The following is a 20,314-nucleotide window of genomic DNA, read 5'->3' on the forward strand; positions in this document are numbered from 1 at the left end:
AGCGTCATCATGTTTTTAAACGACGATTTTTTATTGACTACCGAACCTGCACGGCAGCTCTTTCATCAATATGCAGCCAAAATGCCGATCATTGACTACCATTGTCATCTCGATCCCCGTGAAATCTATGAAGACCAGCCGTTCAAAAACCTGACTGCAGCCTGGCTCTACGGCGACCATTACAAATGGCGGCTCATGCGTGCAAACGGCATACCGGAATCCCATATTACCGGCGATGCTTCGGACTACGACAAGTTCCTGGCCTGGGCCAGAACGCTGCCAAAGGCTGTCGGCAACCCGCTCTACAGCTGGACCCACCTGGAGCTGCGCCGCTTCTTCGGTGTTAACGAGCCGCTGAACGAGCAGACAGCACCGGCAATCTGGGAGCAGGTTAACCGCAAGCTGGCGGAACCGGAGTTCACCCGGCGCGGGCTGATCCGCAGCTCACAGGTCAAGACGATCTGTACTACAGATGACCCTGCTGATTCGCTGGAGTATCACAAGCTGCTGAAAGAAGCCGAGAAGGAATTCAGCGTGTTCCCTACCTTCCGTCCCGACAAGGCGCTGAACATCGATGCTCCGGGCTTCCCGGCATGGATCGCTGCCCTGGAGAAAGCTGCCGGGCTGCCGGTAACCAGCTATGCTGAGCTGCTTGAAGCGCTGAAAAACCGTGTAGAATTCTTCCACGACAACGGCTGCCGCCTGTCCGACCATGCGCTGGATGTCCTGCGCTACCGGGCCGGCTCGGACGCTGAAGCCCAGGCGGTCTTCGCCAAACGTCTGGATGGTGCAGAACTGTCTGCCGAAGAAATCACACTCTACCGTACAGAGCTGCTCACAAAGCTCATCGGCTTCTATCATGACAAAGACTGGACCATGCAGCTGCATATCCATGCTTACCGGAACAACAATACACCGATGTTCCAGAAGCTGGGACCGGATACCGGTTATGACGGCATAAATGACCTGTCCATTACCGAAAGCCTGTCCAGTCTGCTGGACCGGGCAGAATGCGCCTCTGGTCTGCCGAAGACGATCCTCTATTCTCTGAATGCGAAGGATTATCCGGCACTGCTGGCCTTGATGGGCTGCTACCAGAAGGATACGGCCGGCAAAATGCAGCTCGGCTCCGGCTGGTGGTATAACGACACCAGAAACGGCATGCGCGAGCAGCTTACCCTGCTGGCTGACAACAGCCTGCTGGGCAACTTTGTCGGCATGCTGACCGATTCCCGCAGCTTCCTGTCCTACACACGGCATGAGTATTTCCGCCGCGTGCTGTGCGGACTGCTCGGCGAGCTTGTTGAGCGCGGCGAAGCACCGGATGATACAGCGCTGCTCGGACAGCTGGTTCAGGATATCTCCTATAACAATGCCGCCGGATATTTTGGCTTCCCGGCTGCGGAATAAGGTAAGGGGGAGCAAGCATGCTGCATGTATGTCTTGACGGGGATGGAGCTGTGCCGGAGAATTCCGGCACCTCCATCCTTTCCCTTTATCCGCTGCCTGTACAGGAGGAGCGGCCGTTTATGCTTGTGCTGCCCGGCGGCGGCTATCATCATCTGGCTCAGCATGAGGGCGAGCCTGTCGCCTTATGGCTGAACAGCCTCGGGATTCATGCCGGCGTGCTGAAGTACGTGACTCAGGACATTAACCCGTCTTCCTTGATCAGGGATGTGGAGGAGGCACTGGCCTGGGTGCGGGAAACGCCTAAGGATTGGAGCGTCCGGCCCGGTCAGGTCGGGCTCACCGGCTTCTCGGCTGGCGGCCATCTCGCCGCCATAACGGCAGTTACGGCTGCCCCGGAACGCAAACCCGATCTGCTGATTCTGGGTTATCCGGTCATTACGTTTGAGGAGCCTTATGCCCATATGGGCAGCCGCGGGAATATGCTGGGGACAAATCCAAGCGAGGCGGAGATCGTGGCCCATTCTGCTGACCGTCAGGCTAACACAGATAGCCCTCCTGCGTTCATCTGGACTACTGCGGACGATGCCAGTGTGCCCGTGGAGAACAGCCTGAAATTTGCCGCTGCCCTGTCCGGCATAGGAGTTCCGTTTGAGCTGCATATCTTTGAAGAGGGCCGTCACGGGCTCGGGCTATCCGCCGAAAATGCGGAATGCCGGCAGTGGCTGAAGCTTTGCGAGGTCTGGCTCGGTAAACACCATTTTGTAACTGATAAGGAGGAAGCCTGACATGCCGACACTATACATTGCCGGTGACTCCACCGCCGCCCTGAAGGGGGCGGAAGCCAAGCCGATGGCGGGCTGGGGAGAATATCTCCAGGCCCATTTTGGACCGGAAGTCATTATTGATAACCGCGCCATCAACGGGCGGAGCACCAAATCTTTTCTTGAGCAAGGCCGGCTGGCCGATATTGAAAAGGATTTTCAGCCCGGTGATTACCTGCTGATCCAGTTCGGGCATAATGATGGCAAGCATGACGACCCTTTGCGTTTTACAGATCCTGATACAGAGTACAGGCAGAATCTGCGACTGTACATTGAATCTGCCCGCAGCCGCGGCGGTTATCCGGTACTGCTGACCTCCGTCAGCCGCCGCCTGTTCACTGCGGACGGTGAACCCGATCCGCTGGCCTTAGGCGCTTATCCGGCGGCTATGCGCGCTGTTGCAGAGGAGACCGGGGCGCCGCTGCTGGATATTTTTGCTGCTTCCCAGCAGCTGTACCGCACGCTCGGCATTGACGGTTCGCAGCATCTGCTGATGCATCTCCCGCCGGGGCAGCATCCCAATTATCCCGATGGCGTCACGGATGACACGCATTTCAGCACCGAGGGCGCTAAGCGGATCGCCGCGCTTGTGGCGGTGGCCATCCGGCAATGTCCGGCGTTAGCAGAGCTGCATCCGCATCTGCATAAAAGATAAGCGTACATAAACCCGCCGACTGGTCATATTAACGGGAAATGTACCGTTCTTTTCGGCACCGGCGGCCAATCCGCCTGCATTAACGGGAAATGTACCGTTATTTCCGGCACACTAACTTTTGTATCGTTCAATCCAGCCATGAAAATATTACTCACAAGGAGGCCACCTGTAATGAATGTACCGCTACATCTCGGCATCCGCGCCCATGATTTTCCCAGACATTCCCTGCCTGAGCTGATCGCGAAGCTGAAGCATTACCGGTTTAGCCACATTCAGCTTGCCGTACGTAAATCTTTTCCGGCTAGTGTCCCTTCCCTCTCCTCGCTCAGTCCAGGGGCGGCTGTTTATTATGGGGAAAGCTTCCGCCAAAGCGGCATCAAAATCGCTGTGCTCGGCTGCTATGTCAACATCATCGACCCAGATCCTGATAAACGTGCGCAGGCTTTGCAGGATTTCAGCACCCATCTGCGCCTGGCGCGTGACTTCGGAGCGAGCCTTGTCGGTACAGAAACAGGCAGCGTCGGCAAGGGATACACGACGGACAATTTTACCGAGGAGGCCTTCCAGGAGGTAGTTGCCTCTGTTAAAATAATGGTCGCTGAAGCTGAACGGTTCGGCGTTACCGTGGGCATTGAAGCAGGCCAGAATCATCCGCTGCATAACGTCCGGCTGACGAAGCGGCTGCTGGAGCTTATTCCGTCGAATAATCTGCAGATTATTCTGGACTGCGCAAACCTGATGTCACCGGACAATTACCAGCAGCAGGAGGCTGTCATTGCTGAAGCACTGGAGATGCTGGGTGACCGGATCGCGGTCATTCACCTGAAGGATTTTACTGTGGAAGACGGCAAAATCGTCATCGTTCCTGTCGGCCAGGGACAGCTGCATTTTGCACCGGTTCTGCGTTATATGAAATACAAGCGCCCGCATATCCAGGGTCTGCTGGAAAGCACAACGGAGCCTTTTATACAGGAAAGTGTGGATTTTCTGCACCGTCTGTACAACGAAGTGTAGCTTATACTGATCTGCCATCGGCTTATAAGGTTCCAGTCCTCATTATTAAAGCATCCGCAGCATGCGGGTGCTTTTTTGGCGTTTTAACTGCACCGCTGTTATGTGCTCCCCGGGGTTTTCATGTAAAATAGACGATGGGGCTTAGCTCCTCTTACATATGTTAGTTAGCCAGGATCATGGGTACAATTAGGTTAGAGAGCTTCATTCATACAAAGGATAGGTGAAACCATGCACAATTTCGGATTTGCCCGCGTCGCTGCAGCCTCCCCCGAGCTTCGCGTCGCAGACTGCGGGTTTAATGCAGAACACATTATTGAAGTAATCAAACAGGCTCATGCCCAGCAGGTCGAGTACCTGGTGCTGCCTGAGCTGTCTATTACAGGGTATACCTGCGGAGACCTGTTCCTGCAGCCAAAGCTGCAGACTGAGGCAATTACAGCCCTGCATGAAATTACAGCCGCAACAGCCGGCTTAAGCCTGATTGTTATCGCCGGCCTGCCTGTCGCCATCAAAGGCCGGCTGTTTAACTGCGCTGCCGTTCTTCAGCAGGGTAAAATCCTCGGTATTGTGCCAAAAACCTGCCTGCCCGGCTACAGCGAATTCTATGAGCCCCGCTGGTTCGCGGCTGCCGAGGAGCTTGAGGTTGCCGAGCTCCGTCTGGGCGGCGTTACGGTTCCAATCGGCAACGATTTGATCTTTGCCAGTGAAACGGACGGCAATCTCTCATTTGGCGTTGAGATCTGTGAGGATCTATGGGTTCCGGTTCCGCCGAGCAGCCTGCTGGCCCAGGCCGGCGCCCTGCTGCTCTTCAACCCGTCCGCCAGCAACGAGCTGGTCGGCAAGGCCGATTACCGGCGCCAGCTGGTCTCCGGTCAGTCTGCCTCCTGCGTGGCGGCATATATCTACGCAGGCAGCAACACCGGCGAATCCTCGACAGATGTCGTCTTCGGCGGCCATTCACTGATTGCCGAGAACGGCCAGACGCTGGCCGAATCAGAGCGCTTCAGCCATGAGAGCCAGCTCATCATCGCTGATATCGATGTGCCGAGGCTTCAATATTCGCGCTCGGTCATGGGCACCTTCCGGGCTGGCAAGGGCGGCCGCAACTACCGCGAAATCCTGTTCGCTGATCCGGCAGCCCGGCAGACGGAACGCCAGCTGGCCCGCAAAATTGCCGTCAACCCGTTCGTTCCCGGCAATCCGCAGCAGCGGGATGAGCGCTGCCAGGAAATCCTGTCGATTCAGACCTCCGGCCTGATGAAGCGCATCCGCCACATCGGTACGAAGCAGGCTGTCATCGGCATTTCCGGCGGGCTTGATTCCACGCTCGCCCTGCTCGTCGCAGTTCGCGCTATGGAGCGGCTCGGCCGACCGGCAAGCGATGTGCTCGCAGTAACGATGCCTGGCTTCGGTACAACGAACCGGACCTATGATAATGCCGTAGGCTTGATTAAGGCGCTCGGAGCCTCGATGATGGTTGTTGACATTAAAGCGGCGTGCCTGCAGCATTTTGAGGATATCGGACATGACAAGGATGTTCATGATCTAACCTACGAGAACGTGCAGGCCCGGGAGCGCACACAGATTCTAATGGATCTGGCCAACAAAAACGACGGCATCGTCATCGGTACCGGCGACCTCTCCGAGCTTGCCCTCGGATGGTGTACCTACAACGGTGACCATATGTCGATGTACAGCGTAAACTCCGGTATTCCAAAAACACTGATCCAGTACGTGGTCGCCTGGTACGCCGATCATGAAGCTGACGAGACGGTAAATAAGTTCCTGTACAGCATTATCGAGACAGGCATCAGCCCTGAGCTGCTGCCGCCGTCGGCGACCGGAGAGATTGTTCAGCTGACCGAAAATATCCTCGGGCCGTACATTGTGCATGACTTCTTCCTCTACTATATGCTGCGGACAGGCGCTGCTCCGGGCAAAATGCTCTATCTGGCTCAGCAAGCCTTCGGCGAAGCTTATCCCAAAGAACAGCTCAAAGCCTGGCTGAAGGTATTCATCTCCCGTTTCTTCACCCAGCAGTTCAAGCGCTCCTGCCTGCCGGACGGACCGAAGGTCGGGACGGTGAGCCTTTCGCCGCGCGGTGACTGGCGGATGCCAAGCGATGCTTCTGCGGCCCTATGGCTGCGTGAAGTGGACGAATTATAAGCTTCCTTAAGCTGAATAATAGCTGTATCCCCAGCAGTTCCGGCTGGTGCGGATACGGCTTTTTTTGCATGCATAAAAATTTAGTTAGGCTCTTGACGTATTTCTGTACAGATGATATATTGTTTCATGCTTTAATAATTAAGTTGTTAATTATTTATTGATTAATTAATAAATCTTTTATTTAGTAAACCACTTATGTATTTTCAAATGATTGCGCGGGAGGTGAAGGATTGACAGATCAGGAGCGTGACCGGTATTTTGAATTCCCTATTCTTTTTAAGACCTTTCTGAAGGGGCTGGGCCAGCAGTGGAACAAGCAAGGCTTCCCGATCACCCAGACCCAGTTCAAGGCGCTGCAGATATTGTCCAAGGAAGGTCCAATGATGGTTTCCCAGCTGGCCGCTGCGCTTGATTTGACACCTGCCGCCGTTACCGGCATTACAGACCAGCTGCTTACTGAAGGCTATATTCAGAAGGAGCGCGCCGCCGGAGACCGCCGGGCAATGAACATCACGCTGACCCCCGAAGGAATAGCCGTCATCAGGTCAACACAGGCGAAGCTTGGTGAGGTTATGCATTCTTATTTCAGCATTTTGCCTGAAGAAGACATGGAGCATTTGAGAAGAATTTTTGGGGTATTAATTAAGGAATTAGACAAAAAATAAAAGTGACGGTGAAGAAACTAACTATGGAAAATTTAACAGACAAGCGCAAGCTATCCATTATGATTGCCATCATGGCAGCCATGCTGTTTGCCGCGATCAACCAGACGATTACCAGCACGGCTATGCCGCGCATCATCTCCATCCTGGACGGTATGGACTACTATACCTGGACCATTAATATTTACCTGCTGACCTCGACGATTGCCACCGTGCTTGTCGGCAAGCTCTCTGACATGTTCGGGCGCAAGCCGTTCCTGCTGGCCGGGATTCTGCTCTTTATGGTCGGTGCCTTTTTAACGGGTACCTCCGATAATGTCTACCAGTTCATCACTTACCGCGGGATCCAGGGGATCGGCGCCGGTATTATCCAGTCCACTGCCTTTACTGCTGTAGGCGACCTGTTCCCTCCGCGTGAGCGCGGCAAATGGATGGGCCTGATGACCGCAGTTTTCGGTTTCTCCAGCGTACTTGGACCGACACTCGGCGGCTATCTGATTGACCATCTCGACTGGCACTGGCTGTTCTGGATCTTCCTGCCGCTTGGTTTTGTAGCATTCGGCATGATCCTGGCCCTGTTCCCAAAAGCACAGCGCGGAGCGTCGACCAGCATCGATTACCTCGGCTCTCTGTTTATGACAACGACCATTGTACCGCTGCTGCTCGCTTTTTCGTGGGCGGGTACAGAATATGCTTGGGGCTCTGCCCAGATTCTCGGCCTCCTGGCTGCAACTGTAGTATCAGCAATCATCTTTATCTTTGTTGAAACCAAAGCCAAAAACCCGATTCTGCCGCTTCACCTGTTCAAAAACAGCATCGTTACGATCTCCAATCTGATCGGCTTCCTGATGAACTTCGGCATGATGGGCGCGATGATCTACCTGTCCTTCTTTGTACAGGGTGTACTTGGTATTTCCGCAACTTATGCAGGTTACGTTACTATGCCGATGTCGATCGTAATGGTCGTAGCAAGTGCCCTGACCGGCCAGATGATTGCCAAAAAGGGTAAGTACAAACGTTTCGCTCTGATCGGGGTACCTATTATGGTGGCCGGGATGGCGATCATGGTATTCATGAACAGCGTGCCGATGGCCGTTCTCAGTATGATCGTATTCGGCCTGGGTCTTGGCCTGGGGATGCCTGTCTTCTCGCTGGCTACCCAGAATGCCGTATCCCACACCGAGCTTGGCGCAGTTACCGCATCCACCCAGCTGTTCCGTAACCTTGGCGGTACAATCGGTATCGCTGTAATGGGTACTGTAATGTCGAACAATCTGACCAAGCACCTGAAAGAAGCGCTGACCTCATCTTCAGCACCTGACTTCAGCAAGCTTGATCCGACAGTAGCACAGCAAATGACTGCCTTTGCCAACCCGCAGGCGCTGATGAACAAGCCGCTGCTGGAGCAGACGCAAGCCAGTCTGCCTGCTGATGTTCAGCCAATCTTCGTACAGATGATCGATAGTATCCGTGACGCACTGGGTCAGACGCTGTCCACAGTGTTCCTTACCGGTACCATCGTTCTGTGCCTGGCTTTCGTACTCGTCTTCTTCCTGAAGGAGCTGCCGCTGCGTTCCTCGAACAAGGCACCTGCTGATGCAGAGGCTCCGACTGAGGGTGTGAATACTAAGAAATTGGCTGTGGAATAAATCCCGGCTTACAACAATAAAAGGGCAATCCTTGGTCACCGGCCACGGATTGCCCTTTTGCAGTATAAACCTTAAAATCCGGTTCGCGGAATCTCTGCCGGAAGCACATGATAGGGTTCAGCTGTGCCTGTTCTTACCTTATACATCTGCTTGTGCGCCTCTATAGCCCCCTGCATAAAAGGCTCATACAGCTGATTGCAGACATCGGCAGCTCCGATCTGATAATTCTCCCCGTCAAAGCGTCCCAGCACCGGCTGGTCATTCCACTGAAAATAATGAACGCCGATCAGCTGCGGTATGGCAGCAGACTGCTCCACAAAATAACGGTATGCCCCGCCGCGTTCCTCCTGGGTAGCCACCGCCCGGATTCCGTAAGCCAGCATACCGCTGTCTGCACCGCCGAAGTGGTACTCGCCGATCATAACAGGCTTGCCGAGGCGGCTGCTGATCTGTTCAATCTGCTCCCGGTCCGGAGCAAACTGGTAGCAGTTCAGCGAGAATACATCAAACCATTCGCAGCCTTCCAGCACTTCATCGCTGCTTACCCATGCATAACGCATACCGAGATTCAGATGATTGGGAGCTGCCTCCCGGCAGGCACGGGCCGGCAGCTCCACATAACGCCGGATCAGCAGCCGGTTAAACTGTCCATAATCAGCTGCTCTTACCGAATCAGCCAAAGGCTTCGTATCATCAGGAATGTACAGCTCATCATATCCGTTATAACGGCTGTTCCAGGCTGCGTTTAATTCATCCACTGTACTGTACTTCTCATGCAGCCACTGAATGAACCGCTCTTTGCTGGCAAAGCGGGTGGCTGAAGACAGCATCAGCTGCGTCAGGTCCAGGCTGTCCACGAACGCCCAGTGCGGCTCGTTGCGCATGAAATACCCAACCATCCGCCGCTCTTCCCGCAGCGGGAGCAGCTGCTCCGCAAACTGCTGTGCATTCCGCCCGTATTCCGGACTGAACACATCCGGAAAATCGCGGAAGATCCGCTGCTCCGTCTCCGGGAACCCGCTCAGCGGATACACATACGGCAGATTCGAGGCCGCGATGAACCTGCTGTCCGACCAGTTGCCGATGGTATTGAACCCGCCCTGCCGCAGCCGGTATTCAGTCAGCTCCGTCCAGGCGTCTCTCCACTGCGGACCGAATACTCTTATCAGGTTCGCTATCCCGAAGCTGAATTCACGGCCCTCCTGCGACCAGGCATCTTTATAAGCCCCACCCTGCCCGGGCAGTTGCGGGAGGAGATGCTCCATACCGGTTACACGCATAGGCGAGGAAGGGCCTACACAATCCATTCCGGTACTGAATAGTGCATAGCCGTCCGGATCAACGAACCACCAGTTCCGGCCGTCGAACGCTGTGCGGAAATAACCGGTCGCCGTGAACCTCAGCTCTTTCCAGCCTCCGTAACGGCTGAGTGAGCCGGCGCTGTAATCTGCTCCTGCCGTCTCCGCCCATTCCGTCGCCCGCTGCCGCTCAGCCCGGAGCCGGCTGACTAACTCTGCAGCATCGGCCGTTTTGCCCGGCCACTCTCTTCCCTTCAGCTGTCCCAGCTCATCTACATAAGGCTGATAGATATAATCGAAGGCCGGTTCCTCTTTGCTTAGGCATAAGCCCAGTATATCGGCACTTCTCTCCGCAGCTGATGGAATAGTGGCAATCGAAAAGCCGGTTATCTGATCCCGGTCGACCCTGGCACCACCACGCAGCACCGTCTGCATTACACCGGGATAACGGGGCAGGAACAGCTTTTCACCGCTCAAATGCTCCAGCGGCAGGCAGATTACGGTTCTTACGCCCGGCAGGATGCCCAGATGATAAGTAATTTCACGGTCATCCCTGTCACGGAAGGAGAACAGCAGGACCAGGATATCATGGCACTCATGGTACACCTCAGCATTCACATACCGGCAGGCCTGCCATTCAGCAGCGTCTGCTTTGCCCGGCTGCAGCTCTGCTCCGCCGCCCTCAGGCGACGTCCACAGCCGGAAGCCCCCGGAGGGGCTAAGCGTAAGCTGTGCATGAGGACCGGTGTCGAACCATTCCCCGGACAGCTGGAAGGATGATGCCATCATTTAAGACCCATATTGGTCATGACATCCACTTTACCCGCATTCGTATACCATTCGTTCACTTCTTCCGTGATCTGCGTTCCGCCCTTCTCGTACCATTGCTTAACAAAAGTGTCGTAGCTTTCGAGCGGCTCCTTACTATAGATAATCTTAGTAAAAGTCTCCTTCTCCATCGTGTTCAGCTGCTCCCATGAAGTCTGCATTGTTTTGGTCGGCGGGCCGTTAAAAGCGTTAGGGAGCAGCACATCCCGGTTCTCGTATGAAATGACATACCCTGCAATGGTGGTAGGATCATTAGCCGCTGACCGCATCAGCACCCCGGTATCGGCTTTGGCACCTTGTGCCAGATCATAGAAGGACTTGCCCGGTCCGTCCACGCTTGGCGTATTTTTGGTAAATGCCATCTTCCCTACTCCCTGAACCGCATCCAGCGGTGTGTTGAATGCCTTGGAATCAAAAACAACCTCCCCGTTCACGATGTCATAATCGTAGCCCTGTGCGTACCCGTATTTAAAATCTCCTGTGCCGAAGGCTGCATCATACAGCTTGTCGTAGTAGAGGAAGAACGCCTCCATATTGTTAAAATCTTTATTAAACATAAATACACCGTCATTCTGCTGGCCGGACTGGTACGTCTTATCGCCGCTGACCCCGCTGATTGTCGGGTAGGCACTGATTTTGGCACCCTGCACATTGGTTTCAACATCCTTCACGCTGCCGTACAGCCAAGGACGTCCGATAATAATGCCTGCTTTGCCTTCGGTAAAATCAGCCAGCGCATCCCAGGCTCCCTGTGTCGCCAGCTCCTTGTTCAAATATCCCTTGGAATACCAGTCACGCAGCTTGGCAAGCGCATCTTTCATCCCGCCGGCAACAGACCCGTAAGTAAGCTTGCCGCCCTCGTTATACCATTGGCCCGGGAGATGCTTGCCGGCGTAGGCGCTGAAGATCATTACAGAGTCGCTGACCCAGCCGGTGTTGTAGGAATCCTTTCCGCTAAAATCGAATCCGTACGTATCCTGCTTGCCGTTCCCGTCCGGATCATCATTCGTAAAGGCGGCAATGACCTGCTCGAATTCGTCGATCGTCGTCGGCGCCTTCAGCCCCAGATTATCCAGCCAGTCCTGCCGGACCAGCATCACTTCGCCTTCTGTCAGATTGGGGGCAATCGGCATACCGTATACCTTTCCGTCCTGGATAACCGGGTTGAAGGCGGTCGGATATTCCTTGTAAATTTCCTTTAGCCGCTCCGGCATATATTTGTTGATGTCCTCTGTAATATCCTTGACCAGCCCGGACTGGATCAGGTCATTCTCCAGCGAAGTATCATAGACCGGCAGCACATCCGGAAGCTTCTCCGAGCCGGTCAGCGCAAGCCGCAGCTTCGTGTTATACTGCGCTGCATCGCCGCCCAGCAGTGTTGTCTCAATCTGTATACCCAGCTTCTCCACGCCCCAGCGGGTCAGCACATTATCATTCAGGCTCTCACCGTTGATATATTTCCCGGCATTTTCATCCTGCTGCTTCGCAATCGTAAGCGTGATCGGCGGATCATATTTACCGTCCTTGAGCGTCGCTTCGGCCGTAGAGCCACCTTCCTTTTTGACCGGGCCGCACCCGGCGAGCAGTCCTGTCAGCAATACAGCAACGGAGAGTAATGCACCTTTTTTTTTCATATATAGACTCCTTTATCGTTGAATTTAAGTTGAAGTTAGGATGTATCTGCTTCTGCTACTCCTTAACTGCACCCAGTACAATGCCCTTTACAAAATACTTCTGCAAAAATGGATAGACGAGGATAATCGGCAAGGTGCTGATAAAGATCTGCGCAGCCTTGATGCTCTGCTCCGATAATGCCGCCGCCTCCGACTGGCTGAGCGCCATGCTCTGGGCTGAGCCCTGCACCACAACCGTCTGCAGAAAGGAAGCCAGCGGGTAGTTCTCGGTACTCGACATATACAGAATTCCGTCAAACCAGGCGTTCCAGTGGCCGACCATAATGAACAGGCCTACCGTTGCCAGTCCGGGAAGGGAGAGCGGCAGATAGATTTTGCGGAAAATAACAAAGAATGAGGCACCGTCGATAAACGCCGCTTCCTCCAGCGCCTTCGGAATCGTTTTGAAGAAATTCATAATCAGAATCAGGTTGTAAGCGCCAAAGGCGCCGGGCAGCACCAGCGACCAGATCGTGTCCTTAAACCCCAGCTTCGTAACCAGGATATAGGATGGAATCAAGCCTCCGGAGAACAGCATCGTGAAGATAAAAATCCACATCAGCACATTCCGCCCGCGGAAATCCTTGGATAAGGCATAGCCGGCCGTTGTAATGACAAACATGCTGATCAAGGTCCCGAGTACCGTCCGGAATACAGAGATTTGCATCGAGCCGGTAAAGTTGGTGTTTCTGAAGGTTTTGGCGTAGGCGTCCATATTGAAGTCCACCGGCCAGAAGGATACCAGATTGCCGTTGATCGCCGATTTGCTGCTAAGGGACTGGGCGAGCAGATGGAGCATCGGCAGGAAGCATGATAACGCAATCAGAATCAGAAATATATAGTTGAAGAACGAGAAAATCTTATATCCCTTGGACTTATGATACACTCTTCATGCTCCCTTCTAGAATATTTTGTAGTTGGCGGCCTTGTAGGCAATACGGTATGAAATAACGATCAGGACGAAGCTGATGCCTGATTTGAACAATCCGACCGCTGTACCGAACCCGTATTGGCCATTTAACAGAGAAGACCGGTACACGTAAGTATCGATAATATCCCCTGTACTGTACACCAGCGGATTGTAGAGGTTAAAGATCTGCTCAAAGCCTGCATCGAGAATATTTCCCAGACTCAGTGTGGCAATAACAATGATCATCGGCAGCATGCTCGGCAGCGTAACATGTCTGATCTGCTGCCAGCGGGAAGCGCCGTCTATCTCGGCAGCCTCATAATAAGAAGGATCGATTCCGGTAATAACGGCCAGATAGACAATCATGCCGAAGCCGAAGTTTTTCCACAGATCACTGATAATGACCGTTGGTCTGAACAGGACCGGATCGCCCAGGAAATAAACCGGCTGGATTCCGAACACACTGGTCAGCACATGGTTGATGCCGCCGTCAAGTCCCAGAAGGTCAATCATAATGCCGGCCACCGTTACCCATGATAAGAAATGCGGCAGATATACGAGCGTCTGAATGCTTTTTTTGACACCCATATTGCGGATTTCACTTAACAGGATAGCCATGATGATCGGCACGACAATACCGACAACGATTTTGATTACCGCGATAATCAGCGTGTTCGTGATAGCCTGAGTGGCTTCCTTGTACTGAAAGATTCTCGCGAAGTTGTCCCAGCCGATCCAGGCGGAGCCGGAAATACCCAGCCAGGGCTTATAATCCTGAAAAGCCATCACCAGTCCGACCATCGGCCCGTAGGCGAAAATGAGGACACACACAAGTGCGGGGATACAGAGTACATACAGCGGCCAGCTTTTTTTCAGTTCCTTGCTCCAGGGATCTTTTCCTTTTTTCCGGATGTCAGTCTTGAGCGGCTGCACCCTGTTTATTATAACGTGAGCTATTGGTGTTACCCCCTTTAAGAATGCCGAGTAGGTGTTGCAGATTTAATGTTAGCAAAAACGCTTTCAATCTAAAATGTCCCGATCTGAAGATCATAACCAATCCCTTAACCTGTTTGATAAGCGCTTTCATTTTGTGGGCTGATTGTCTTTTTCTTTTGAATTTAATGACTTATGATAGATTCGGGCGGATGCACAGCAATTAGACAAATACGTGTTACAGGGAATGAGGACAACAATATGATTAAAAAGGTGAATATGAAACGGTTCATCTACTTCTTCATTTTTTTCCTGCTGCTTACACTGGGGCTGTTCTACATCATGAATACCCTTAGCTCACGAACGCTTCAGGAGAGTCTGGTCAATGCCTCCAGGAACCAGCTGGCTTATGCGGAGGAAATCATAGACGGGGCGATCTCCGAGGCAAGCATGTACGGAATCCAATATACCGCCGACGACGATGTACGTTTCTATCAGAACCGCAAGCTGGAATTAAGCAATTATGACGCCCAGATGAACAAAAATGAAATTTCCGGCCGGTTAGCGGACCAGCTCTTCTCCAGCCTTGCGGTCGAGTCGATCGGGATTTACTGGAAGCAGGACGGCACCTTCATCCAGACCGGACATGATTCGCTGGCGAAGCTCCCTTTTGAACAGGTAATGGAGCGCGGCTGGCAGACTTATAATAATAGCCTGTACTACTTTTCGGTCTACCCCTATATCCACCAGCCCAAAAATCCGGCAAATATAGAATATATCGTCGGTGTGAAGCTTAAGAAGGAGTATCTGACCGGGCTGCTGGGCAAAGCGGTTAACGGCGACAGCTCCAACGCTTTTTTACTGGTGAATGACAGCCTTGTCATTAGCAGCAAGCCGGTAGACAGCCGGATCGAGGAAAAAGCGCGGGCGACGGTTACCCCCGATCCGCAGCACATTCTGAAATTCGATTACCATACCGGCGAGGACGACTATTATGTGCTGTCCAAATACATAGAGCCTATTGATACGTATCTGGTGACGTATACAAGGATGAGCGATTTCCTGACTCCGCTGGACCGCAGCCAGCAGGTGTTCGCAGCCAGTATTATCGTTATCCTGATCATCGGCCTGACCGTCATTCTGATGTTCTACCGTAATTTTTACCGTAATGTGCATCTGCTCGGCAAAAAATTTCATCAGGTGGAGCAGGGTAACTACAGCACGCGGATCAGCGAGAACCCGGTCAACGAATTTTATACCTTGTTCAAAAGCTTCAACCATATGGTACTCAGAACCCAGAACCTGTTCGCCTCACTCAAAATCGAAACCGAGCTGCGCAGGGATGCCGAGGTAAAGCAGCTGCAGGCCCAGATCAATCCGCATTTTCTGTACAACAGCCTGTTCTTTATTATGTCGATGGCACAATCCTCACCGGAAGCCGTCATGCAGATGAGCAAGCATCTGGCCGAATATTACCGTTACCTGACCAAGCTCGACCGCCAGGATGCCACGCTGGCCTCCGAGCTGCAGCTTGCCGGCCATTTCTTATCGATTATGTCTCTCTGTAAAGAGCTGCATTATGAGATCAGCCTGCCGCCGGAGCTCGGGGAGCACCGCATTATGCCGCTGATTATCCAGCCGATTGTGGAAAATGCGATCCAGCACGGGATTGAGGAGCTGCAGGGCGCCCACCGTGTCTCCATCGAGGTAAAGGCACTCGATGACGGGGCGCTGATCCTTATTGCGGATGACGGGAAGGGACTTACGCCGGACCAGCTTGAGCTGCTGGCAGCCCGTGTGGGCAGCGAGGCTCCTCCGCAGGGCTCCCGGGGCATCGGCTTGTGGAATATTCATCAGCGGCTCAAAAATGCCTATGGTGAATTAAGCGGCCTGCGGTTCTTCACGAATGACTGGGGCGGCCTGTCCGTTATGGCTTACATTGATTTCTCACTGGATGAAGGAGGAGAATATGAAATTACTGATTGTGGATGACGGGCATTATATCGTTGAATATCTGAAGCATCTGCTGGACTGGAAAAAATTCGGCGTGCAGCAGGTTGTAACCTCCACCAATTCGCTGGAGGCCAAGCAATTGTTGAACCACAATGACGTTGATATTCTGATTACCGATATCCGCATGCCTGAGGTATCCGGCCTTGATCTGCTGGAGCACATCAGCGGGCAGCTGCTGAAGACCAAGGTGGTCTTCCTCTCCGGTTATTCACAGTTTGATTACGCCCAAAAGGCGATCCGGCTGGGCGCCCTGGATTATCTGCTTAAGCCTGTAGATAAAGAGGATATGGAAAAAGCCATGCAGCAGGTGCTTAAAAATATTGACGAGCAGCAGCGGAAACAGCAGCCGGTGCAGGCGGAATTTGACGCTCTGGGCTTTCTGCTGTCTGTTATCGGCAGTGCTGCTCCCGCAGAGGGCGACAATGAATTTGTTGCCTGTGATACCATGCAGCAGCTGAAGGAACGCTACTGCTTCTTTCAGATTACAGACGCCAAGGGGACAGACGAAGTCACGTTAAGGAATCACAGCTGTGCTGCAGAGGGCTTCATCTGGGCAGCCGGCCCGTCCATTACCGGCCTGCTCCGGGTATCCGGTGCCGGCCCGCTTGCTGCCGAAATAGAGAATATCTCCTTCTCTGAGAGCTTTGAATTCGCGGACAAGAATACAGTCCGGCATATCTTCTGCCGGTTTTATTACCGGGAGGAGCCGGATGCCGGGGATTGTACACTGCTGCAGAACTGCACTGCCCATCCGAAACGGGAAAATGCGGACTGGGAAGCCGCCCGAAAAAACATCCTCCGAAGCTACGCCAAGCTGCAAACCAGAAAGCAGCAGCTTCTCTATCTGCTTGATTTCATCCAGCTGCTGTACTTCACGTCCGGCCGGCTGCAGCAGTCTGAGGTGGCCGACTGGATCTTCAAAGAGCTGGCAGAGCCCGATGCTGCACTCCAGTCCGTGCTGCTCTGTGTCACCCGGCTGGAGCGCAGCCCCAAATTGACGAACAGCCATATTGTCAGTACTATTCAGGCTTATATTACCGGGCATATCGGTGATGGTTTGAGCCTGGACGATCTGGGTAAAATTGTACATCTCCACCCGGTTTATCTGTCAAAGGTTTATAAGCAGGAGACCGGCGAGAACCTGTCGGGCTTCATTGCCGCCAAGCGGCTGGAGAAGGCATCGCAGCTGCTGCTGGAATCCAGCCTGCATGTGGTTGATATCTCCCAGCTGGTCGGCTACAAGAAGCCGCAGTATTTCATTAAGCTGTTCAAGGAACAGTACGGAATTACCCCTTATCAATACCGCAGACAGCAAATCCAATAAGGAATAAGCTTGTAGACTTAGACTTAGGAGGCGATTGCTTATGAAGCCGTTTGAACAGCCGGAAGCCGGAGCCGGGGGAGCCATCGAAACCTTCACTCTCCCGCAGGACGGCCTGCTGCCAAACAACCCGGCACTGCCGGTCATTGTGTATACAGGTGCCCTGCGGAACCATCCGGAACGCACCGAGCAGCTCTTCAATGACAACGGCTGGCTGAACAGCTGGCAGAACGGCGTGTTCAGCTATCACCATTACCACAGCAACGCGCATGAGGTGCTTGGTGTGATGTCCGGGACCGCCAGCCTGCAGCTTGGCGGCGATGCCGGCCGGACGCTTGAGGTGTCGGCCGGGGATGTACTGGTGCTGCCGGCCGGAACGGCGCACAAGCTGCTGCACAGCTCCACCGGCTTCCGCGTCGCCGGCGCATATCCCGGCGGCGCGGATTACAACACCCGGCTGGCCGAGCCTGACGACCTGGCGGCTGCACTGCAAGAGATCGCGGAGGTCCCGCTGCCGGACAGTGATCCGGTGTACGGCAAGGCGGGGCCGCTGCTGGAGGCGTGGGGTGCGGGCGGCTGAATGCGGGCGGCAGCCGCAGCAAATCCAGCAGCCTTACTGCGGGCCGTTGTTGTGGACGGCTGCATGCCGGACTAAGCCGCAGCCAAAGTGCCGGGAATTAAAAAGCGCTTTGCCGTGTTTCTCCGGCAAAGCGCTTTTACATGCAGCTTATTTAGTTCTGCTGTACATATTCTCATCCCGTAGCCGGATCAGTACCTTGCCGAAGCGCCCTCCCTGCTGTACAGTCACCGTTCCTTCGGGATACGTAGCGTTCATATAGTCAGAAACGATTTTCCCGGTAGCGTCACTGTCTGTCAGGCGGTGATGTTTCAGCAGCTGAAGCACCTCGTCGATAGCCGCTTCAACAGTATATTCCGCGCTCTTCATTTCCTTGGTCACAATCGACTCAAAGGCGTAGTCCTTTAGATAGAGCAGGTTTAGCAGATAGGCCATCTCGGAGGCTTCGGCAAGCGGTACAGCCTCTCCTGTAAACAGCGGCAGCACCTCATTCAGCAGACTATGCCGCCTGGAGCCGGCTGAAGTACTGATATAGCAGTATTGTCTGGCACAGCTGATCACACGCTCCGCGCCTGCCCAGTCGGACACAGCCGGACACATCGAGACAAAAACAAGATCAAACGCCTTCTCCCATCCCTTAGCCGCCAGATCAATATCCTCAAAGGCTTCACGTACCAGTGTGATTTCCGCTTTTCCGGGGCTGACCCGGGCTTTGTTCGCTTCAAACAAATCGGCCAAAGGAGTATTAGGCTCAACGGCGGTCACCTTCGCCCCGCGCTCGGCAAACGGCACACTGAACCCGCCCGAAGCCGCGCCGATATCCAGCACCGTCAATCCGTTAAAATCAACACCCTGCCCCTCCATCCAGCCGATAATCCGCTCTGCCCTCTGTCTTCCGCCTTCGCTGAATACCTCTTCGTTAAACGTATGCGCTTTGGAATCGAATGAACGGGTAGGGTCCACTCCAGCTTTTCTTGTCAAATTGATGTAGGATTTCGGGTCTTCCTTCCATGCCTGCTCCCATGCCTGTGCATCAAATAAATGATTATTCATGCCTTATCATCCCTTTTCATTTAGTAAACTGCTGTTAATACCTATAAACACACTGCCGGTTATACAAAAGACTTAATAGACTTCTTATATCTATAATCAAGCCATAAAAATAACGGCGCTTATAAATCCACCGTTACTTTTGCAGCAAGCTCAGAGAGCTTCTTGTTCTGCAGATAGTCTTCCATCCGGTTCTCTGCCTCCACCATCACCTGCTGGATCAGGCATTCACTGGAATGGTTCAGCGTGCAGTCAAACAGCGACGCCGTCCCCTCAATCGCATGGATCACATCGAGAAAAGAAATATCATCCTTCTTCTGCTTGAGCTGATACCCGCCATTCGCACCGGATACAGACTGGATCAGCCCCGCCTTCACCAGCTTGGTCAGAATCTTCGACAGATAAGTCGGCGACACATGCTGCCGTTCAGCCAGCTGCTGCACGCCCACAGGCTTATCGGGAGAAGCAGCCACCAGAAAAAGCATCGTATGCAGCGCATAATTCGTTGCTTTGGAGTACTTCATGTTCCACCTCAATCTTCAATCACAGACTTTATAAGTCTATAATAGCTTTTATAGGGATGGAAAGCAAGCTGCTTTTTAAGTTTGTTATAGATTGAACTATATAGATTGAACTAATAACATTGCTGTTTTGGGACTGCATGTGACTCTAGAGAATATTTGGACTTCCAGCCGCTGTTGTCTGCAGATTTCTTGATTTATACCGTTTTTAACGGTTGAAATCCGCAGACAAAGGCGGTCGCTACCGCTCCTCCAGTTCCAAAATTCTCCTCCGCCACTCTTCCCTTAACATAAATTCTTAAGTTCAATCTATATAGTGATTTTATGGTTTAGGATTTGCCTTGTTTCAGTGAATGCGCAGACTTCCGGCCGCTGTTGTCTGCAGATTTCCGGACACAATCATTAGTAGCTGCACGACGTAGCATGAAGGAACTTCCCCCTCCTCCGATGCTTCGCCTTAACTGCACTTTGTGCAACTAAAACACCTGTTTTTCTCCGAAAGTTCATTTTAACTGTATTCCGTGCAACTAAACTGCCGGGAAAAGCCTGTTTTCGCCGTTTTGGACGGAAATAGCTGCACCAAGTGCAGTTATATCGCTGAGGGTCACCTTTTCCTCGAATATAACTGCAGATTGTGCAGCTATTTTAATTTCTATAGGATGGTATACTGCCCAATGAGTGAAATGCTGCCTCACACACAACGTATGCACAGGGGCGTTCGTCCGAGAGACTAGCTAATTTAGCTGCCGGAGTTCAGCGGGAACAACTCAGCCCAGCCGGGTGAGGTAGGCTACTCACCCGTGCACAACAAAC

The 20,314-nt window shown here is 53.2% G+C and carries 16 protein-coding genes; 10 read left to right on the forward strand and 6 right to left on the reverse strand.

Features of this window, described 5'->3' with window-relative positions; all coding sequences use genetic code 11:
- Window positions 1–9 precede the first annotated feature (9 nt).
- The 7 genes from uxaC (at window position 10) to R70723_RS22005 (ending at window position 8,377) form a co-directional block, all read left to right on the forward strand.
- Entirely contained in the window at window positions 10–1,410 is a 1,401-nt protein-coding gene (gene uxaC / locus R70723_RS21975) for a glucuronate isomerase (protein WP_039875379.1), read from the forward strand.
- A gap of 17 nt (window positions 1,411–1,427) precedes the next feature.
- A complete protein-coding gene (locus R70723_RS34105; RefSeq protein WP_047171197.1) occupies window positions 1,428–2,195 on the forward strand; it encodes an alpha/beta hydrolase in 768 nt (255 codons plus the stop codon).
- A gap of 1 nt (window position 2,196) precedes the next feature.
- Window positions 2,197–2,886, forward strand: a complete 690-nt coding sequence (locus R70723_RS34110) for a rhamnogalacturonan acetylesterase (protein WP_047171198.1) — start codon at window positions 2,197–2,199, stop codon at window positions 2,884–2,886.
- A gap of 171 nt (window positions 2,887–3,057) precedes the next feature.
- Window positions 3,058–3,900, forward strand: coding sequence for a sugar phosphate isomerase/epimerase family protein (locus R70723_RS21990; protein WP_039875380.1), 843 nt, complete (start codon window positions 3,058–3,060; stop codon window positions 3,898–3,900).
- 228 nt (window positions 3,901–4,128) lie between these two features.
- Window positions 4,129–6,066 (forward strand): NAD(+) synthase, encoded by a 1,938-nt coding sequence (locus tag R70723_RS21995; RefSeq protein ID WP_039875382.1) that lies wholly within the window; start codon window positions 4,129–4,131, stop codon window positions 6,064–6,066.
- 230 nt (window positions 6,067–6,296) lie between these two features.
- Window positions 6,297–6,731 (forward strand): MarR family winged helix-turn-helix transcriptional regulator, encoded by a 435-nt coding sequence (locus R70723_RS22000; RefSeq protein ID WP_039875384.1) that lies wholly within the window; start codon window positions 6,297–6,299, stop codon window positions 6,729–6,731.
- Window positions 6,732–6,754: 23 nt separating this feature from the next.
- The gene (locus R70723_RS22005; protein ID WP_039875387.1) at window positions 6,755–8,377 is read left to right on the forward strand and encodes a DHA2 family efflux MFS transporter permease subunit; all 1,623 of its coding nucleotides are present in this window, start codon (window positions 6,755–6,757) and stop codon (window positions 8,375–8,377) included.
- Window positions 8,378–8,448: 71 nt separating this feature from the next.
- Here the strand turns inward: R70723_RS22005 and R70723_RS22010 are convergent, their stop codons facing one another.
- The 4 genes from R70723_RS22010 to R70723_RS22025 are packed head-to-tail and all read right to left on the reverse strand — an operon-like array spanning window position 8,449 to window position 14,019.
- Window positions 8,449–10,464: a beta-galactosidase gene (locus R70723_RS22010; RefSeq protein WP_144027146.1), complete on the reverse strand. Its 2,016-nt coding sequence runs from the start codon at window positions 10,462–10,464 to the stop codon at window positions 8,449–8,451.
- Window positions 10,461–12,137, reverse strand: a complete 1,677-nt coding sequence (locus R70723_RS22015) for a type 2 periplasmic-binding domain-containing protein (RefSeq protein ID WP_039875389.1) — start codon at window positions 12,135–12,137, stop codon at window positions 10,461–10,463. Before R70723_RS22015 ends, R70723_RS22010 begins: the two co-directional genes overlap by 4 nt.
- Before the next feature lie 55 nt (window positions 12,138–12,192).
- Complete coding sequence (locus tag R70723_RS22020; protein ID WP_039875391.1) at window positions 12,193–13,062, reverse strand: carbohydrate ABC transporter permease; 870 nt, start codon at window positions 13,060–13,062, stop codon at window positions 12,193–12,195.
- Window positions 13,063–13,077: 15 nt separating this feature from the next.
- Entirely contained in the window at window positions 13,078–14,019 is a 942-nt protein-coding gene (locus R70723_RS22025) for an ABC transporter permease (RefSeq protein ID WP_231574761.1), read from the reverse strand.
- A gap of 261 nt (window positions 14,020–14,280) precedes the next feature.
- Between R70723_RS22025 and R70723_RS22030 the strand changes: the two genes are divergently transcribed.
- Genes R70723_RS22030 through R70723_RS22040 form a run of 3 tightly spaced genes read left to right on the forward strand, consistent with a single transcriptional unit; the run spans window position 14,281 to window position 17,933 of the window.
- A complete protein-coding gene (locus R70723_RS22030) occupies window positions 14,281–16,011 on the forward strand; it encodes a sensor histidine kinase (RefSeq protein WP_039875393.1) in 1,731 nt (576 codons plus the stop codon).
- Entirely contained in the window at window positions 15,989–17,356 is a 1,368-nt protein-coding gene (locus tag R70723_RS32255; protein WP_052421421.1) for a response regulator transcription factor, read from the forward strand. The genes R70723_RS22030 and R70723_RS32255 overlap by 23 nt, the downstream gene beginning before the upstream one ends.
- A 40-nt stretch (window positions 17,357–17,396) precedes the next feature.
- Window positions 17,397–17,933 (forward strand): cupin domain-containing protein, encoded by a 537-nt coding sequence (locus tag R70723_RS22040; RefSeq protein ID WP_047171199.1) that lies wholly within the window; start codon window positions 17,397–17,399, stop codon window positions 17,931–17,933.
- A 147-nt stretch (window positions 17,934–18,080) separates the two neighbouring features.
- On the opposite strand, the gene R70723_RS22045 is transcribed toward R70723_RS22040, so the two are convergent.
- The gene (locus tag R70723_RS22045; protein ID WP_039875396.1) at window positions 18,081–18,983 is read right to left on the reverse strand and encodes a class I SAM-dependent methyltransferase; all 903 of its coding nucleotides are present in this window, start codon (window positions 18,981–18,983) and stop codon (window positions 18,081–18,083) included.
- A 119-nt stretch (window positions 18,984–19,102) separates the two neighbouring features.
- Complete coding sequence (locus R70723_RS22050) at window positions 19,103–19,504, reverse strand: Rrf2 family transcriptional regulator (RefSeq protein WP_039875398.1); 402 nt, start codon at window positions 19,502–19,504, stop codon at window positions 19,103–19,105.
- Window positions 19,505–20,314: the final 810 nt, after the last annotated feature.

The sequence above is a fragment of the Paenibacillus sp. FSL R7-0273 genome, from assembly GCF_000758625.1.
GTDB lineage: Bacteria > Bacillota > Bacilli > Paenibacillales > Paenibacillaceae > Paenibacillus_AQ.

Excerpts from the sequence above, each read along its gene's own strand:
- uxaC (WP_039875379.1), top strand. The coding sequence starts at position 10 with ATGTTTTTAAACGACGATTTTTTATTGACTACCGAACCTGCACGGCAG.
- R70723_RS34105 (WP_047171197.1), top strand. The coding sequence starts at position 1,428 with ATGCTGCATGTATGTCTTGACGGGGATGGAGCTGTGCCGGAGAATTCC.
- R70723_RS34110 (WP_047171198.1), top strand. The coding sequence starts at position 2,197 with ATGCCGACACTATACATTGCCGGTGACTCCACCGCCGCCCTGAAGGGG.
- R70723_RS21990 (WP_039875380.1), top strand. The coding sequence starts at position 3,058 with ATGAATGTACCGCTACATCTCGGCATCCGCGCCCATGATTTTCCCAGA.
- R70723_RS21995 (WP_039875382.1), top strand. The coding sequence starts at position 4,129 with ATGCACAATTTCGGATTTGCCCGCGTCGCTGCAGCCTCCCCCGAGCTT.
- R70723_RS22005 (WP_039875387.1), top strand. The coding sequence starts at position 6,755 with ATGGAAAATTTAACAGACAAGCGCAAGCTATCCATTATGATTGCCATC.
- R70723_RS22010 (WP_144027146.1), bottom strand. The coding sequence starts at position 10,464 with ATGATGGCATCATCCTTCCAGCTGTCCGGGGAATGGTTCGACACCGGT.
- R70723_RS22015 (WP_039875389.1), bottom strand. The coding sequence starts at position 12,137 with ATGAAAAAAAAAGGTGCATTACTCTCCGTTGCTGTATTGCTGACAGGA.
- R70723_RS22030 (WP_039875393.1), top strand. The coding sequence starts at position 14,281 with ATGATTAAAAAGGTGAATATGAAACGGTTCATCTACTTCTTCATTTTT.
- R70723_RS32255 (WP_052421421.1), top strand. The coding sequence starts at position 15,989 with ATGAAATTACTGATTGTGGATGACGGGCATTATATCGTTGAATATCTG.
- R70723_RS22040 (WP_047171199.1), top strand. The coding sequence starts at position 17,397 with ATGAAGCCGTTTGAACAGCCGGAAGCCGGAGCCGGGGGAGCCATCGAA.
- R70723_RS22045 (WP_039875396.1), bottom strand. The coding sequence starts at position 18,983 with ATGAATAATCATTTATTTGATGCACAGGCATGGGAGCAGGCATGGAAG.
- R70723_RS22050 (WP_039875398.1), bottom strand. The coding sequence starts at position 19,504 with ATGAAGTACTCCAAAGCAACGAATTATGCGCTGCATACGATGCTTTTT.